Here is a 13,390-nt window from a genome sequence, read left to right on the forward strand (position 1 = left end):
CACCTTGACAGGGATCCAATATGATATCGAGCACCTCCACGCCGGCCGGCCGCGACGAGCGCCAAGCCAGCCGCCGCCGCTTCCTGGGCGGCACCGCCATCGCCGGCGCCAGCCTGGCCTTAGGAAGCTGGGCCCGGGCCGCTCCTGGCGCGGCGTCGCCGGGCGCCGCGCCGGCGACGCGCATGCTGGGCGCCCTGGCCGTGTCCGAACTGGGCAGCGGCTGCATGAGCATCAGCGCCAACTACGGCCCGCCGGCGGACAGGCAGCAGGGCATCGCCCTCCTGCGCGCCGCCCATGCGCATGGCGTCACTTTCTTTGACACGGCCGAAGTGTACGGTCCCTACACGAATGAGGCACTGGTGGGCGAGGCGCTGGCGCCGTTCCGCGACGACGTCGTCATCGCCGCCAAGTTCGGCTTCGACATCGGCAAGGGCGGCTTGAATAGCCGGCCCCGCCATATCCGGCAGGTGGTGGAGCAATCCTTGACGCGCCTCAGGACGGAGCGCATCGATCTGTACTACCAGCACCGCGTCGATCCCGCTGTGCCCATCGAGGACGTGGCGGGCACCGTGGCCGACTTGATCAGGGAAGGCAAGGTGCTGCATTTCGGCCTGTCCGAAGCCAGCGCCGCCACCATCCGCCGCGCCCATGCCGTGCAGCCGGTCACGGCCGTGCAGACGGAATACTCGCTGATGAACCGCGACCCCGAACGCAATGGCGTGCTGGCCGTTTGCGGCGAGCTGGGCATCGGCTTCGTGCCGTGGGGGCCGCTGGGCATGGGTTATTTGTCCGGCAAGCTCGATGCGCAAACCGTCTTCGATCCGCACATGGACCTGCGCGCCGGCTTCGAGCGCTTTTCTGCCGCCAACCTGGCGGCCAACGGGCCGCTATTGCAGGTGCTCCAGCGCTTTGCCCTGCAAAAGCAGGCGACGCCGGCGCAAGTTTCGCTGGCCTGGCTGCTGGCGCAGGCGCCGTGGATCGTGCCCATCCCCGGCACGCGCAACCGTGAGCACCTGCGCGAAAACCTGGGTGCGGCCGCCGTGCGGCTGTCACCCGCCGAGCTGCGCGAGCTCGATGCGGCCTTGTCGTCCATCGCCGTGCGGGGCGGGCGCATGAATGCCGCGCAGATGGCGATCGTCGAGTCTTAGCAGTGGGGCGCGGCGGCACGGCGGGTCAGGGTTGGCCGCCATGCGTCAGGATGTCCAGGAAAGCCGCCACCAGGCGGCTTTTTTCATCGGCCCGCGTGACGGCCACCACGGTGGTGCTGGTGGCGAGGTCGTCCACGGGCACGAAGACCACGTCGGTGCGGTTGTTTTCCGCGATCGAGCGGGCCACCAGGGTGGCGCCCAGGCCGGCGGCCACCAGCGACAGGGCCGTGTAGATTTCCACGGCCGAATACGCCACGGCCGGCTCGGCGCCCGCCGCCTTCAGCGCGGCGACGATTTGCTGGCCAAACGGGCTGATAGGGTCCTTCGGATACAGGATGAAGGGAATGTCGGCCAGTTCGGCCGCGCGCAGCGACGTGCGTGCCGCCAGCGGGTGGTGCAGGGGCAGGGCGGCCACCAGCGGATCGTCGAGCGTGACCGCGTGGCACAGGTCGGGCGGCGCCTCGCAGGGACCGATGAAGCGCGACAGGCCGATATCGATGCGCCCCTGGCGCAGCTGCGCCGGCTGGTATTCGGACAGCGCTTCGACCAGGTCCAGCTGCACCTGCGGATAGGCGGCGCGAAACTGGCGGATGGCGCGCGGCAGCACGGAAAACGTGGCCGAGCGCGTGAACGCGATGCCCAGCCAGCCATGGCTGCCCGTCGCCAGGCCCTTGGCCTCGTCGTCCAGGCGCGCCGCCTGCTGCAGTAGTTCCCTGGCGCGCGGATAGAAGAACCGGCCCAGCGGCGTCGGCTCCATGGGCCGGCGCGAACGGTCGAACAGCTCGCCGCCCAGGTGGGCCTCCAGCTGCCCCAGCTGCATGCTGATGGCTGTCGGCGCCACGTGCAGGCGCTCGGCCGCATGCGCGGCGCTGCCCGCTTCTACCACTTCGCAAAAATAGCGCAACTGTCTTAAGTTCATTTTTATTGATCCAAGAGTCAATATTCGATGTTTGATATTGAAAACACTTTATATGAAACTGGGTTCCACGACAACCAGATCTGGAGACGTTTCATGGAAGACCGTTTATTCACGCAGGCGCGCGGCCTGAGCAGCGCGGAAGTGTCGGACGCGCTCGATTATTTCGGCTTGCCCGGCAGCGTGCCCGGCCTCGCCCCGGTGGCCGGGCCGCAGCGCCTGTTCGGCCCCGCCTTCACCGTGCGCTTCGCCCCCGTCGACAGCCAGTCTCCCGGTACGGTGGGCGATTACCTCGACGATATTCCCGCGGGCGCCATTGTCGTGCTCGACAACGCAGGCCGCGGCGACTGCACCGTGTGGGGCGGCATCATGAGCCAGCTGGCGGCGCACCGGGGCGTGGCGGGCACGCTCATCGACGGCGCGTGCCGCGACACGGCCGAAGCGGATGCCGCCGGCTACCCCCTGTTTGCGCGGGGACGCTTCATGCGCACCGGCAAGGACCGGGTGCAGGTGGACGCCGTCGGCGCGCCCGTCAGCCTGGCCGGCGTGCGCGTGGCGCCCGGCGACCTCGTCGTGGCCGACCAGGATGGCGTCGTCATCGTGCCTGCAGGCCGGGCGCATGCCGTGTTCGAGCGCGCCCTGGCCATGCAGGCCGTGGAGCGACGCATCGTCGCCGCCGCATTGGACGGCATGTCCCTGCGTGACGCGCGGCGCCAGTTCGGCTATCACACCCTGCAGCGCAAGCCCGCGGCCGCAGCCTGAAGCAGTCATCTCCCTACCTACCTGAAAGCACACCATGGACCAGATTGTTTCCATTGCAACCCTGCACGCCCTGCGCCAGCTGGGCGCGGCCACCATCTACGAGGCGCAGGGCGCGAAAGGCGCGCTCGACAGCGGCATCAAGCCGATTGCGCCCGGCATGCGCCTGGCCGGCCCCGCGCTGACCGTCGACACGCGCCCGGCCGACAACCTGATGCTGCACTACGCCATGCTCAAGGCCCGGCCCGGCGACGTGCTGGTGGTCGACGCCAAGGGTTTCCTGGAAGCGGGCGTATGGGGCGACGTGTTCACCGAGCAGGCGCAGCGGATCGGCCTGGCCGGCCTCGTGATCCACGGCGCAGTGCGCGACGCGGCCGCCATGACCGAGGCGGGCTTTCCCGTCTTTAGCCGGGGCCTGTCGATCAAGGGCACGGGCAAGCACCAGCCGGGGCGCCTCAACGTGACCGTCACCATCGGCGATGTCGGCATCGATCCCGGCGACATCATCGTCGGCGACCAGGACGGCGTGGTGGTGGTGCGGCGCCACGAGGTGGACGCAGTGCTGCTGAAGAGCCGCCAGCGCGAAGAGAAGGAAGCGCAATTCCGCCAGCGGATCCGAGACGGCGCCACGACCGTCGAACTGCTGGGCCTGGAAGAGACGCTGCGCCGGCTGCAGCTGGGCTGATACGCGCATACCACTATAAAAACCAGGAGACACCCCATGCATACCACCACCATCGCCGCTTCCGACGCGGCCCCGGCGGCACGCCGTCCCACGCGCTACCGCTGGGTCGTCGCGGCCCTGTTTTTTATCGTCTACACGATTGCCGCCGCCGACCGCGCCAACCTGGGCGTGGTCTTGCCCTTCTTGCGCAAGGAATTTGAAATGAGCAATACCGACGCGGGCGGCCTCGTCAGCCTGTTCCTCGTCGCCTATGCGCTGGCGCAACTGCCTTCCGCCTGGCTGCTGTCGAAGTTCGGTGTGCGCAAGGTGTTTACCATTTCCATGGTCCTCACGTCGATCGCCACCGGCCTGACGGGACTCGTGGGCTCGCTGCTGTCGCTGAAACTGTGCCGCATCGGCCTGGGACTGGCGGAAGGGCCGCTGCCGATCGGCGTGACGACCACCATCAATCACTGGTTTCCCTCGCGCGAGAAGGGCACGGCGTCGGGACTGTTCCTGTCCGCCGTCAAGTTCGGCCCCGTCATCACGCCTATCCTCGGCGCGGCCATCATTGCCGCCTGGGGCTGGCGCGAAGTGTTCATCTGGTTTTCCGTGCCCGGCGTGATCCTGGCCATCGTCTGGTATTTCCTGGTTGCCAACAAACCGATGGAGAGCCGCTTCGTCAATGCCGAAGAACTGGCCGTGATCGAGGAAAAGGCGCCCGACGGCAGCAGCACGAGCGCGGCGGCCACGTCGCGGCCCATGCCCTGGCTCGACAGGCTGATCCGCGTGCGCGCGGTGCCCACCGTCAGTACCAGCCGGGGCGTGTTTGCTTCGTGGAATATCCTCGGCTGCGCGCTCGGCTACTGCTGCCAGCTGGGCATTTCCAGCGTGCTGCTGGCCTGGATCCCCACGTATTTGTTGACGGTCAAGCAGTTTTCCATCATGAACATGGGCATGGTGGCGGCCGCGCCGTGGGTGGGCGCCGTCTTCGGCAATATCCTGGGCGGCGTGCTGGCCGACCGCGTGCTCGACAAGCGCAGGAAACCGGGCATGCTGATTTCCGCGCTGTCGACGGCCGTCATGATGTACTTGCTGATCCATGCGCCGGCCGACCCGCTGCAGTACGGCGCGCTGCTGTTCCTGACGGGCGTGCTGCTGAGCATCGGTTTTTCCGCCTACATGGTCTATCCCATGCAGTTTGTTTCCAAGGAGAAATTTCCTGTCGCCAATGCCGTCGTCAACATGGGCGGCCAGCTGGGCGGCGCGGCCACGCCGTGGATCGTCGGCATGCTGCTCGACCACTACGGCTGGGATTATGTGTTCGGCTTCATGGCGGCCATTTCCTGCCTGACCTTCCTGGTGGTGCTGACGATCGCCGAACCGCTGCAGCTGCGCCCCTCAGGGCAGCAGCAATGAATGCTGGCTGGCCGTATGGAAATCGCGCCACACGCGGTTGATGGCGCTGTCTTCGCGGGCCGCGTACAGGCCGCAGTAGGGATACAGCTCGTCGACGGCTGAGCGCGCGGCGGCCACCAAGGCCAGCGAACCGGCCTGCACGGCCTGCATGGCGTTGTCATCGAGCGCCGCGCCGGCCGCTACCTGCGCCCAGCTGTCGTCCAGCACCGCGTAGAAGCGGGCGCGGGCGGCGGTATATGCGTCTTTCTTGCCTTGCAGCATGGATATTACTTCCGGCACATCCAGCAGCGGCAGGCCGGCACGCGCATGGCGGCGGTGGCGCATGCATTCCTCGGCCAATTCCATGAAATGCCCGGCCATGCCGGCCACGTTGGCGGCCAGGGTCACGTAGGCCAGCGAATAGAACGGGTAGCGGTACAGGGGACCATCGGCCGTCGCGGTATCGGGACTGATGGTAAAACCGTGTTCCTTGGCAAGCCACTGGCCGTCGATGCGGTAGCTGTGCGAGGCGCTGGCGCGCATGCCCAGGCTGTTCCACGACGGCACCAGCTGCACCAGCGCGGCGGGCACGAGGAAGGCGCGGATGCGCGGCTTGCCGTCCGCATCGAGCAGGGGCTGGCCGTCGCGCTGCAGGCGGGCGTTCAGGGTGAAGTGGGTGGCCATCGGCGCGCCGCTGGCGTAATCCCAGCTGCCCGTGATGCGGTAGCCATCGCCTTCTTCCTCAGCGTAGCCGGTGGCCGCGCCGCTGCCGCCCAGGCAGGCGCGGGGCGTGCCGATGATGGCGCGCGCCATGTCGGGTGCCAGAAAGCCCGCGAACCAGCCCGCGCCCGCGCACAGGGTCAGCACCCAGCCCATGCTGCCATCGGCGGCGGCCACGGCTTCTTCCAGGCGCACCACCTGCGGCAAGGGCAGCTCGGCGCCGCCCGCGCTGCGCGGCGCCAGCATCCTCAGCCAGCCGCGCCGGTGCAGCAAGGCTTGCTGCACCGGGTGCAGGAAGCGGGCGGCATCGGCCGCCTGGGCGTGGCGGGCGATGCGCCGGGCGTCGCGCTCGGAAAGGGTAGCAATGGCAGCGTGCGGCATGAGTAAAGTCCGGCAATGGCAAAGGCGGGCATTTTCGCACAGCGCGGCGGGCCGGGGATAGTCCGCGCCTGTTGCGGCGCCAGTCCGGCGCCTGTAAGCTGCAGGAAAGGGGGAAATATGTGCAAAATCGTCCATGCGGGGAGCGCGGCGGCATTGCTGCTGTGCCTGGTGGCTTGCGCCAGCGTGCCGCCACCGCCGCCGGTCGTCATGGTGGGCAAGGAAGACATCATCGTGGCGGGCCAGCGCGTCCATACGGTGCAAGAGATGCTGGCCGTCCTGGCCGAGAAGAACATTGCCAGCGTTGCCTTGCGGACGGAGCCGGATGTGCCCTATGAACGCATCGGCGAGGCGATCTATTCCATCTTTCGCGCCGGCAGACAAGTGACGGAAGTGGACCGCTCCAAGGCGCCGTGAGCCCGCATGCCGCCGTTTTGCCGCACCATGGCGCGGACCCGTGCCAGCCACCAGGAGCCTCGCCATGAGCGCATCGGCTGCGCCGCAAACGAAGCGCTGGCAGGATGTCAGCGCCGGCCTGTCGATCGCCGGCCTGCTGCTGCCGGAAGCGGTGGCGTATGCCAGCATCGGCAACCTGGCGCCCCAGGCGGGCATCCTGGCCCTGTTCGCGGGCTTGCTGTGCTATGGCGTGCTGGGCACGAGCCGCTTTGCCATCGTTTCGGCCACGTCGTCGTCGGCCGCCGTGCTGGCCGCGGCCATGGCGTCCATGCCGGGCGGCACGGCGGGGCACCGGCTCATGCTGATGGCGGGGCTGGTGATGCTGACGGGGGGATTCTTCCTGCTGGCCTGGGTAGCCAGGCTGGGCAGCGTCACGCAATTCATCGCCAAGCCCGTGTTGCGCGGCTTTTCCTTCGGCCTGGCCATCGTCATCATCGTCAAACAGCTGCCCGGCGTGCTGGGCGTGCAGCCGCCGCAGGGCGACGTGCTGCATCTCGTGCCCGGCTTGCTGGCGCGGGCGGGGCAGTGGAACGGGCGCGGCGCGGCCCTGTGCGCGGCGGCGCTGCTGTTGCTGTTCCTGCTGCGGCGCGCGCAGCGCTGGCCCGCCGGCCTGATCGTCATCGCGCTGGGCATCGGCGCGGGCCGCTGGCTGGACCTGTCCGGCCACGGCGTGGCCCTGGTGGGCGCCATCGATGTCAGCCTGGCCATGCCCGTCCTGCCGCGCCTGACGCAGGCGGAATGGACGCGCCTGGCCGAGCTGGCGTTTGCGCTGGCGCTGATCCTGTATGCCGAATCGTACGGCGCCATCCGCAGTTTTGCCTTGAAGCATGGCGACCCCGTGGCGCCCGAGCGCGACTTGCTGGCGCTGGGCGCGGCCAACGTGCTGGCGGGATTGCTGCAAGCCATGCCGGTGGGCGCCGGCTATTCGGCCACGTCGGCCAACGAGGCGGCCGGCGCCACTTCGCGCCTGACGGGGCTGGTGGCCGCCGCCGTGGTGGGCGTCATCGTGCTGACCCTGCTGCCGCTGGTGGCGTTCACGCCCGTGCCCGTGCTGGCCGCCGTGGTCATCCACGCCGTCAGCCATACCCTGAACCCTGTTTCCCTGCAGCCATACTTTGCCTGGCGCCGCGACCGCCTGCTGGTGCTGGCGGCGATTGCCGGCGTGCTGCTGTTCGGCGTGCTCGACGGCCTGCTGGTGGCCATCGCCATCAGCCTGCTGCTGATGCTGCGCCGGCTGTCGCGGCCGGGCATGTCCGTGCTGGGGCGGCTGGGCGAGAGCCACGACTACGTCAAGCTGGCGCTGCATCGCGATGCCCGGGCGCAGCCGGAGCTGCTGATACTGCGCCTCGATGAACCCTTGTTCTTTGTCAATGCCGAGCGCAGCCTGCACCTGGCGCGCGCCATGCTGGAGGAGCGGGCCGGTCCGCTGCGCAAGGTGATCCTTAGCCTGGAAGAGTCGCCCGACCTCGACGGCAGCAGCGTCGAAGCCTTGCGCGACTTTGCCGCGTTCGTGCGCCAGCAGGGGCTGTCCCTGGCGCTGGCGCGGCTGAAGGAGCCGGCGTACACCGTGCTGCAGCTGGCGCTGGGCGACATGCTGGCCGTCCAGGGCGGGCCGGCGCTGCTGCTGAGCGAATTGAGCGTGGCCGAGGCCGTGCGCCTGCTGGACGCTGCCGCGCCTGAAAAGTAGCGGCGACTATGCTACGCTGGCGGCCAGGCGAGGCATCTGGGGAGACGGCATGACAAGGGCGAAACCGCAACTGGTCAAGGCAAGGCTGAACAAGCTGCTGCCCACGCAAATCACGGTCGGCATGGCCGAGGTGGCACTCAAGCGCGCGCACTGGGCCAGCCTGGGCAGGAAGGCGCGGGCGGCGGCGCTGGCCGATCACTGGTTTCCCGGCATCATCGGCCCGGAAGGACGCCACTACATCGTCGACCACCACCATTTCGGCCTGGCGCTGCACCAGGAAGGCGTGAAAAGCGTCAGTTTGATGATCCTCAAGGATCTGTCCTGGCTGGAACCGCTGCACTTCTGGCATGTGATGGACCACCACCAGTGGGTGCACCCGTACGACAGCGAAGGCGTGCGCCGCGACTTTTCCGCCATCCCCCGGCACCTGAGCGGCTTGCACGACGATCCCTACCGCAGCCTGGCCGGCGAATTGCGCAACGCAGGCGGCTATGCCAAGGATGTGACGCCGTTCAGCGAGTTTTTATGGGCCGATTTCCTGCGCAGCCGCATCGCGCCGGCCAGCCTGCAAAAGAATTTCCCCAAAGCACTGGCGCAAGCGATGAAACTGGCGCGCAGCCAGCAGGCGCGCTATCTGCCCGGCTGGAGCGGCGTCCTGCCGCCCGCTTGACGGCGTCTACAGCAGGAAGGCGCTGCCGGCGGCCAGTATGCCGGCCGCTGCCGCGCCGACGGAACCCCACAGCAGCCAGCGGCGCCGCGTCAGCACGGTGATGGCGGCCAGCGCCACGGCGATCTGGATGAAGGTCAGGGCCATGGCCAGGCGTTCGTGCGGGCGCAGCTTGGCTTCCGATTCCTCGCCCAGCTTGCGCGATTGCTCTTCCAGCTGGCGCGCGATGGCTTGCACGGCCACCTTTTCCTTTTCCTGCCTGGCCTGCTCGGCGCGGAAGCGGGACTGCACTTCGGGCACCGTGGCCAGCGCGGCCGTCGCTTCGGCGATATGGCCCTTGGTCGACTTTGCCTGGTACAAGGCCCACTGGTCGCTGGCCTGCGCCTGCTTCAGGATGCTTTCATTCTTCAGGAACATGGCCTCGTTCTGCGCATTGCCGCTCTGGTAGCTGATCAGGGCGCCGATGGTGGCGAGGATGGCCGTCATCAGGGCGATTTTTTGCGTCAGGCCATCGCGTTCCTTCTCCGTCGCCTCTTCCACGGCATGTTCATGGGGACTCGGCACTTCGTATTCTTCTTCCATGGCGGATCTTTCGCGGCGGCAGGTGGAGGGAGCGAACTGGCGTTGACATGATGATACTACCGCATCCGCCATGCGAGCTGGCAAGCGCCGCGGCATGGTGCGAACGGGCATAAGCGGGTACAGTACAGCGTTCCCTCCCTGAAAGCGTACAGCCCATGAGCACGTCCCGTCTTCCTGACCCGCAATTCGCCGACCGGGTCCGCGCCAGTTTTGATTTGCAGAACGCCATGACCCTGATCCAGGCAAGCCTGCCCGTGGTGGCGCACGGCAGCACGGAAATCCACGTGCCGCACTGGAGCGGCATCGAGCAGCAGCACGGTTTCGTGCACGGCGGCGTGGTGGGCATGATCGCGGACTCGGCCGCAGGTTACGCGGCCATGACCATGGTGCCGGACGGCGCATCCGTGCTGACGGTGGAATACAAGATGAATTTGCTCGCGCCCGCCGATGGCGAGAAACTGATCGCGCGCGGCAAGGTGGTGCGTCCGGGACGCACCCTGATCGTCACGCAGGCCGAAGTATTTGCCGTCAAGGATGGCCGGGAAACCCTGTGCGCGCTGATGCAGCAAACCATCATGGTGATGCACGGCAAGTCGGAAAAGACCTGAGCCGTGCACCGGGCCACGGCGTTCAAGCCGCCTTGGCCAGTCCTTCCGCTTCCCAAGCCGCCTTGACGCTGTCGCGCTGGGACACCCGGCCCAGAAAGGCCTGCACATGCGCCAGCGCGGACAAATCCACGCCCACGTTCGGCGCCCAGCCGGTAACGACGAACAGGTAGGCGTCGGCCACGGTGAATTGCTCGCCGGTCAGGTAGGACTGGCCTTCCAGGCGGCTGTTGATCCACTTGTATTTCTTGCCCAGTTGCTCGATGAACAAGGCCTTGGTGGCGGCGTCGATGCGGGGATCGAACAGGGGGCTGAACGATTTGTGCAGCTCGGACGTGATGTAATTCTGCCATTCCAGCACCTTGTAGCGGGCCAGGCTGCCCACGGGCGGCAACAAGTCCTGCCTGCCGGCCCGTTCGGCGACGTACTGGGCGATGACGGGGCCTTCGCTCAAGGTCGTCCCATCGTCGAGCGCCAGCAGCGGGACCTGGCCTTTCGGGTTGAGTTCGTAGTAATTGCCGCCTTCCTGCGTGCGGTGCTGGCCCAGGTCGACCTTGGCCAGGGTGAATGGCGTGCCCGTTTCGCGCAGGATGATGTGCGGTGCCTGCGAGCAGGCGCCCGGCGAATAAAAGAGTTTCATGGCGATCCTTGAACAGGTGGGAAAGCAGTCACTATAGTCCTGTGCCGCCGCACGGTAAACGCGTGTTCGCGCAATTGACCGCATTTCACGGTGCACGCCCGGTGAACGATTGCGCTGGCTCAAACACGGGGATAGCGCAAGGTGTCGAGCAGCAAGGTGAACGCGGGCGACGGGTGGCGCCGGCTCGGGTAATACAGCTTGTAGCCCGCATACGCGGGGCACCAGTCGTCCAGCACGCGGATAAGGCGGCCATCGGCGACGTAAGGCTGTACCACATCTGCGGCCATGCAGGCTAGCCCCAGGCCATCGAGCGCCGAATGCAGGCGCATGGCCATGTTGTTGACAATCATCTGTCCTTCCACCCGCACTTTCAGCTCCTGCCCATCCTTGGCAAATTCCCAGGCAAACAGGCCGCCCAATGTCGGCAGGCGCATGTTGATGCAGTTGTGCGCCATCAAGTCCTGCGGCGTGGCCGGCGGCGCATGGCGGCTGAAATACGCGGGCGAGGCGACGACGGCCATGCGGAAATCGGGGCCGATGGGCATGGCGATCATGTCCCTGGCCACTTGCTCGCCCAGGCGCACGCCCGCGTCGCAGCGCGCGGAGACGATATCGGTCATGCCATTGTCGACGACGACTTCGATGTTGATGTCGGGATACTCCGGCAGCAAGCGGGCGATGGCCGGCTGCAGGACGGTGAGCGCCGCGTGCTCGCCCGCGCTGATGCGGATGTTGCCGGCCGGCTTGTCGCGCCGCTCGCTGAGCAGGGCCAGTTCCGCCTCGATCTCGTCGAAGCGGGGCGCCACTGTGCGCAGCAGCTGTTCGCCCGCTTCCGTGGGCGAGACGCTGCGCGTGGTGCGCACCAGCAGGCGCAAGCCGAGCCGTTCTTCCAGCGCGCGCACCGTCTGGCTCAGCGCCGACTGCGACACGCCCAGCCTGGCCGCCGCCCGGGTAAAACTGCCTGCGCGGGCCACGGCCACGAAGGCGAGGATGTCGTTGAAGTTGGTTTGCGCCATTCATTAATCCTGCTAATAAGTTCATGCCGACTTTAGCATCTATTCATCGTAATGCGCCAGCCTTACAGTGGCGGCATGAAAAATCTCCCCGCTATCCCCGCCGCGCCGCACAAGGCGGCCATCCTCGCCATCATCCTCGTCAGCTATGTGATGATCGTGCTCGACACGTCCATCGTGCTGACGGGCTTGCCGAAAATTCACCAGGAACTGGGCTTTACGGACACGGGCCTGGCCTGGGTGCAAAGCGCGTATACGCTGACGTTTGGCGGCTTGCTGCTGCTGGCCGCGCGCGCCGGCGACGCTTTCGGCCGGCGCAGGATGCTGCAGCTGGGCCTGGCGCTGTTTACCGTGGCGTCGCTGGCCATCGGCCTGGCGCAGTCGCCGGCCATGCTGATCGCCGCGCGCGCCATCCAGGGCGTGGGCGCGGCCATCCTGGCGCCGTCGACCCTGGCCTTGCTGCAAACCACGTTTGCGGAGGGGCGCGAGCGCACGCGGGCCATCGCCCTGTACAGCGCCGTGGCCGGCATCGCCGCCAGCGTGGGCCTGGTGCTGGGCGGCGTGCTGGCCGAATGGCTGTCGTGGAGAGTCGGCTTCTTCCTCAACCTGCCCATCGGTGCGGCCATGCTGGCGGCCGCGCGCCGTTACATTGCGGAAAGCGACCGCAGCCGGGGCTCGTTCGACGTGGCCGGCGCCGCCAGTTCGACCATCGGCATGACGGCGCTCGTGTATGGCCTGATCCGTTCGGCCGGCGCCGGCTGGGACGATGCCTTGACGCAAGGCTCCCTGGCAGCGGGCGTGCTGCTGCTGGCCGCTTTCATATTGATCGAGCGGCGCGCCGCGCAACCGGTCCTGCCGCTGCGTCTTTTTTCCGATAGGCAACGCAATGCCGCGTACGGGGCCAGGGTGCTGTTCCTGGGCGCCATGATCGGCTTCTTCTTTTTCACCACGCAATTCCTGCAAGTGGTGCTCGGCTATCCGCCGTCGCTGACGGGCCTGGCCTTCCTGCCCATGACTTTGGTCAACTTCGGCGTGGCCCTGTGCGTGCCGCGCTTGACGCGGCGCTTCGGCAATGCGCGCCTGCTGGCCATGGGCCTGGGCCTGACCCTGCTGGGCATGGCATGGCTGAGCAGAGTCGACCTTGGCACGGCCTATTGGCTGGGCGTGGCCTTGCCGATGGTGCTGATCGGCGCGGGGCAGGGCATGGCGCTCAGTCCGCTGACGGCGGCTGGCGTGGCCGGCGTGCCGGCGCAGGATGCGGGCGCGGCATCTGGCATCGTCAACGTGGCGCACCAGCTGGGCAGTTCGCTGGGGCTGGCTGCCCTGGTGGCGATCTCGGCTGTTGGCGCGCACCAGCTGGCAGGCGTGGCCCTGCTGGCGCACCGCGTCACCGTGGCCCTGGGCAGCGCGGCCGCCATGCTGGCGCTGGCCTTGCTGCTGGTGCTGTCATGCCGCCGGCGCGGCTGAGCGTTTACGCAGCAACCGTCCGGGCCCCGCGGCCGCCGCATTTTTCGGAGTGCTCCTATAGTGCCTGTGCTGCGGGGGTTTTACACTTCATCCCGCAATGACACAGGAGCGCTGCCACGAAAGGGGCTTCCAGGAACGGGGCTTCCAGGAACGGACGGGAAGCGCAAGCCGGCCAGGTCGCCTGCGGGCGTGCTGCCATGGCCGCAGCAGGTCCGGGCGCCCTCATCAACTCCTTGATGTACCTCATGCATTCTCAGTAAGTTGCACCAATCAACATCGTAAAGGTACCG

At 67.5% G+C, this 13,390-nt stretch carries 14 protein-coding genes; 9 read left to right on the forward strand and 5 right to left on the reverse strand.

Annotated features, from left to right (window positions below; translation table 11 throughout):
* Positions 1-20: 20 nt before the first annotated feature.
* Positions 21-1,148 (forward strand): aldo/keto reductase, encoded by a 1,128-nt coding sequence (locus AC1RJW_RS16030; RefSeq protein ID WP_493045779.1) that lies wholly within the window; start codon positions 21-23, stop codon positions 1,146-1,148.
* A gap of 25 nt (positions 1,149-1,173) precedes the next feature.
* On the opposite strand, the gene AC1RJW_RS16035 is transcribed toward AC1RJW_RS16030, so the two are convergent.
* Positions 1,174-2,067: a LysR family transcriptional regulator gene (locus AC1RJW_RS16035; protein ID WP_493045780.1), complete on the reverse strand. Its 894-nt coding sequence runs from the start codon at positions 2,065-2,067 to the stop codon at positions 1,174-1,176.
* A 93-nt stretch (positions 2,068-2,160) separates the two neighbouring features.
* Here AC1RJW_RS16035 and AC1RJW_RS16040 point away from each other — a divergent pair, with 93 nt between their 5' ends.
* The 3 genes from AC1RJW_RS16040 to AC1RJW_RS16050 are packed head-to-tail and all read left to right on the forward strand — an operon-like array spanning position 2,161 to position 4,906.
* Positions 2,161-2,826 carry an RraA family protein gene (locus AC1RJW_RS16040; protein WP_493045782.1) on the forward strand — a complete coding sequence of 222 codons (666 nt, stop codon included), beginning with the start codon at positions 2,161-2,163 and terminating at the stop codon, positions 2,824-2,826.
* Between the two features lie 34 nt (positions 2,827-2,860).
* Positions 2,861-3,508 carry a 4-carboxy-4-hydroxy-2-oxoadipate aldolase/oxaloacetate decarboxylase gene (locus AC1RJW_RS16045; protein WP_493045783.1) on the forward strand — a complete coding sequence of 216 codons (648 nt, stop codon included), beginning with the start codon at positions 2,861-2,863 and terminating at the stop codon, positions 3,506-3,508.
* Between the two features lie 36 nt (positions 3,509-3,544).
* Entirely contained in the window at positions 3,545-4,906 is a 1,362-nt protein-coding gene (locus AC1RJW_RS16050) for an MFS transporter (RefSeq protein ID WP_493045784.1), read from the forward strand.
* Here AC1RJW_RS16050 and AC1RJW_RS16055 read toward each other — a convergent pair.
* Positions 4,889-5,986 carry an acyl-CoA dehydrogenase family protein gene (locus AC1RJW_RS16055; protein WP_493045785.1) on the reverse strand — a complete coding sequence of 366 codons (1,098 nt, stop codon included), beginning with the start codon at positions 5,984-5,986 and terminating at the stop codon, positions 4,889-4,891. The two genes, AC1RJW_RS16050 and AC1RJW_RS16055, sit on opposite strands and share 18 nt — an antisense overlap.
* 117 nt (positions 5,987-6,103) lie before the next feature.
* Here AC1RJW_RS16055 and AC1RJW_RS16060 point away from each other — a divergent pair, with 117 nt between their 5' ends.
* The 3 genes from AC1RJW_RS16060 (at position 6,104) to AC1RJW_RS16070 (ending at position 8,796) form a co-directional block, all read left to right on the forward strand.
* Positions 6,104-6,400: a hypothetical protein gene (locus AC1RJW_RS16060; protein ID WP_493045787.1), complete on the forward strand. Its 297-nt coding sequence runs from the start codon at positions 6,104-6,106 to the stop codon at positions 6,398-6,400.
* Between the two features lie 64 nt (positions 6,401-6,464).
* Positions 6,465-8,126: a SulP family inorganic anion transporter gene (locus AC1RJW_RS16065; protein WP_493045789.1), complete on the forward strand. Its 1,662-nt coding sequence runs from the start codon at positions 6,465-6,467 to the stop codon at positions 8,124-8,126.
* A 49-nt stretch (positions 8,127-8,175) separates the two neighbouring features.
* Positions 8,176-8,796, forward strand: coding sequence for a ParB-like protein (locus AC1RJW_RS16070; protein ID WP_493045790.1), 621 nt, complete (start codon positions 8,176-8,178; stop codon positions 8,794-8,796).
* A 6-nt stretch (positions 8,797-8,802) separates the two neighbouring features.
* Here AC1RJW_RS16070 and AC1RJW_RS16075 read toward each other — a convergent pair whose 3' ends face one another.
* The gene (locus AC1RJW_RS16075) at positions 8,803-9,375 is read right to left on the reverse strand and encodes a DUF4337 domain-containing protein (RefSeq protein WP_493045791.1); all 573 of its coding nucleotides are present in this window, start codon (positions 9,373-9,375) and stop codon (positions 8,803-8,805) included.
* Positions 9,376-9,530: 155 nt separating this feature from the next.
* On the opposite strand from AC1RJW_RS16075, the gene AC1RJW_RS16080 reads away from it, so the two are divergent.
* On the forward strand, positions 9,531-9,983 hold the full coding sequence (locus AC1RJW_RS16080; protein WP_493045792.1) for a PaaI family thioesterase: 453 nt from the start codon (positions 9,531-9,533) through the stop codon (positions 9,981-9,983).
* A 22-nt stretch (positions 9,984-10,005) separates the two neighbouring features.
* Here AC1RJW_RS16080 and gstA read toward each other — a convergent pair whose 3' ends face one another.
* Together gstA and AC1RJW_RS16090 are read right to left on the reverse strand one after the other, a co-directional pair.
* Complete coding sequence (gstA, locus tag AC1RJW_RS16085) at positions 10,006-10,620, reverse strand: glutathione transferase GstA (protein WP_493045793.1); 615 nt, start codon at positions 10,618-10,620, stop codon at positions 10,006-10,008.
* Positions 10,621-10,739: 119 nt separating this feature from the next.
* Complete coding sequence (locus AC1RJW_RS16090) at positions 10,740-11,636, reverse strand: LysR family transcriptional regulator (protein ID WP_493045794.1); 897 nt, start codon at positions 11,634-11,636, stop codon at positions 10,740-10,742.
* A 75-nt stretch (positions 11,637-11,711) separates the two neighbouring features.
* Here AC1RJW_RS16090 and AC1RJW_RS16095 point away from each other — a divergent pair, with 75 nt between their 5' ends.
* Positions 11,712-13,100 (forward strand): MFS transporter, encoded by a 1,389-nt coding sequence (locus tag AC1RJW_RS16095; protein WP_493045795.1) that lies wholly within the window; start codon positions 11,712-11,714, stop codon positions 13,098-13,100.
* The last annotated feature ends 290 nt before the right edge of the window (positions 13,101-13,390 follow it).

It is taken from the genome of Janthinobacterium sp. GW822-FHT07A03 (assembly GCF_058798815.1).

Bases quoted from the DNA above. Each gene is read 5' to 3' on its own strand.
- AC1RJW_RS16030 (WP_493045779.1), top strand. From the start codon at position 21: ATGATATCGAGCACCTCCACGCCGGCCGGCCGCGACGAGCGCCAAGCC.
- AC1RJW_RS16035 (WP_493045780.1), bottom strand. From the start codon at position 2,067: ATGAACTTAAGACAGTTGCGCTATTTTTGCGAAGTGGTAGAAGCGGGC.
- AC1RJW_RS16040 (WP_493045782.1), top strand. From the start codon at position 2,161: ATGGAAGACCGTTTATTCACGCAGGCGCGCGGCCTGAGCAGCGCGGAA.
- AC1RJW_RS16045 (WP_493045783.1), top strand. From the start codon at position 2,861: ATGGACCAGATTGTTTCCATTGCAACCCTGCACGCCCTGCGCCAGCTG.
- AC1RJW_RS16050 (WP_493045784.1), top strand. From the start codon at position 3,545: ATGCATACCACCACCATCGCCGCTTCCGACGCGGCCCCGGCGGCACGC.
- AC1RJW_RS16055 (WP_493045785.1), bottom strand. From the start codon at position 5,986: ATGCCGCACGCTGCCATTGCTACCCTTTCCGAGCGCGACGCCCGGCGC.
- AC1RJW_RS16060 (WP_493045787.1), top strand. From the start codon at position 6,104: ATGTGCAAAATCGTCCATGCGGGGAGCGCGGCGGCATTGCTGCTGTGC.
- AC1RJW_RS16065 (WP_493045789.1), top strand. From the start codon at position 6,465: ATGAGCGCATCGGCTGCGCCGCAAACGAAGCGCTGGCAGGATGTCAGC.
- AC1RJW_RS16070 (WP_493045790.1), top strand. From the start codon at position 8,176: ATGACAAGGGCGAAACCGCAACTGGTCAAGGCAAGGCTGAACAAGCTG.
- AC1RJW_RS16075 (WP_493045791.1), bottom strand. From the start codon at position 9,375: ATGGAAGAAGAATACGAAGTGCCGAGTCCCCATGAACATGCCGTGGAA.
- AC1RJW_RS16080 (WP_493045792.1), top strand. From the start codon at position 9,531: ATGAGCACGTCCCGTCTTCCTGACCCGCAATTCGCCGACCGGGTCCGC.
- gstA (WP_493045793.1), bottom strand. From the start codon at position 10,620: ATGAAACTCTTTTATTCGCCGGGCGCCTGCTCGCAGGCACCGCACATC.
- AC1RJW_RS16090 (WP_493045794.1), bottom strand. From the start codon at position 11,636: ATGGCGCAAACCAACTTCAACGACATCCTCGCCTTCGTGGCCGTGGCC.
- AC1RJW_RS16095 (WP_493045795.1), top strand. From the start codon at position 11,712: ATGAAAAATCTCCCCGCTATCCCCGCCGCGCCGCACAAGGCGGCCATC.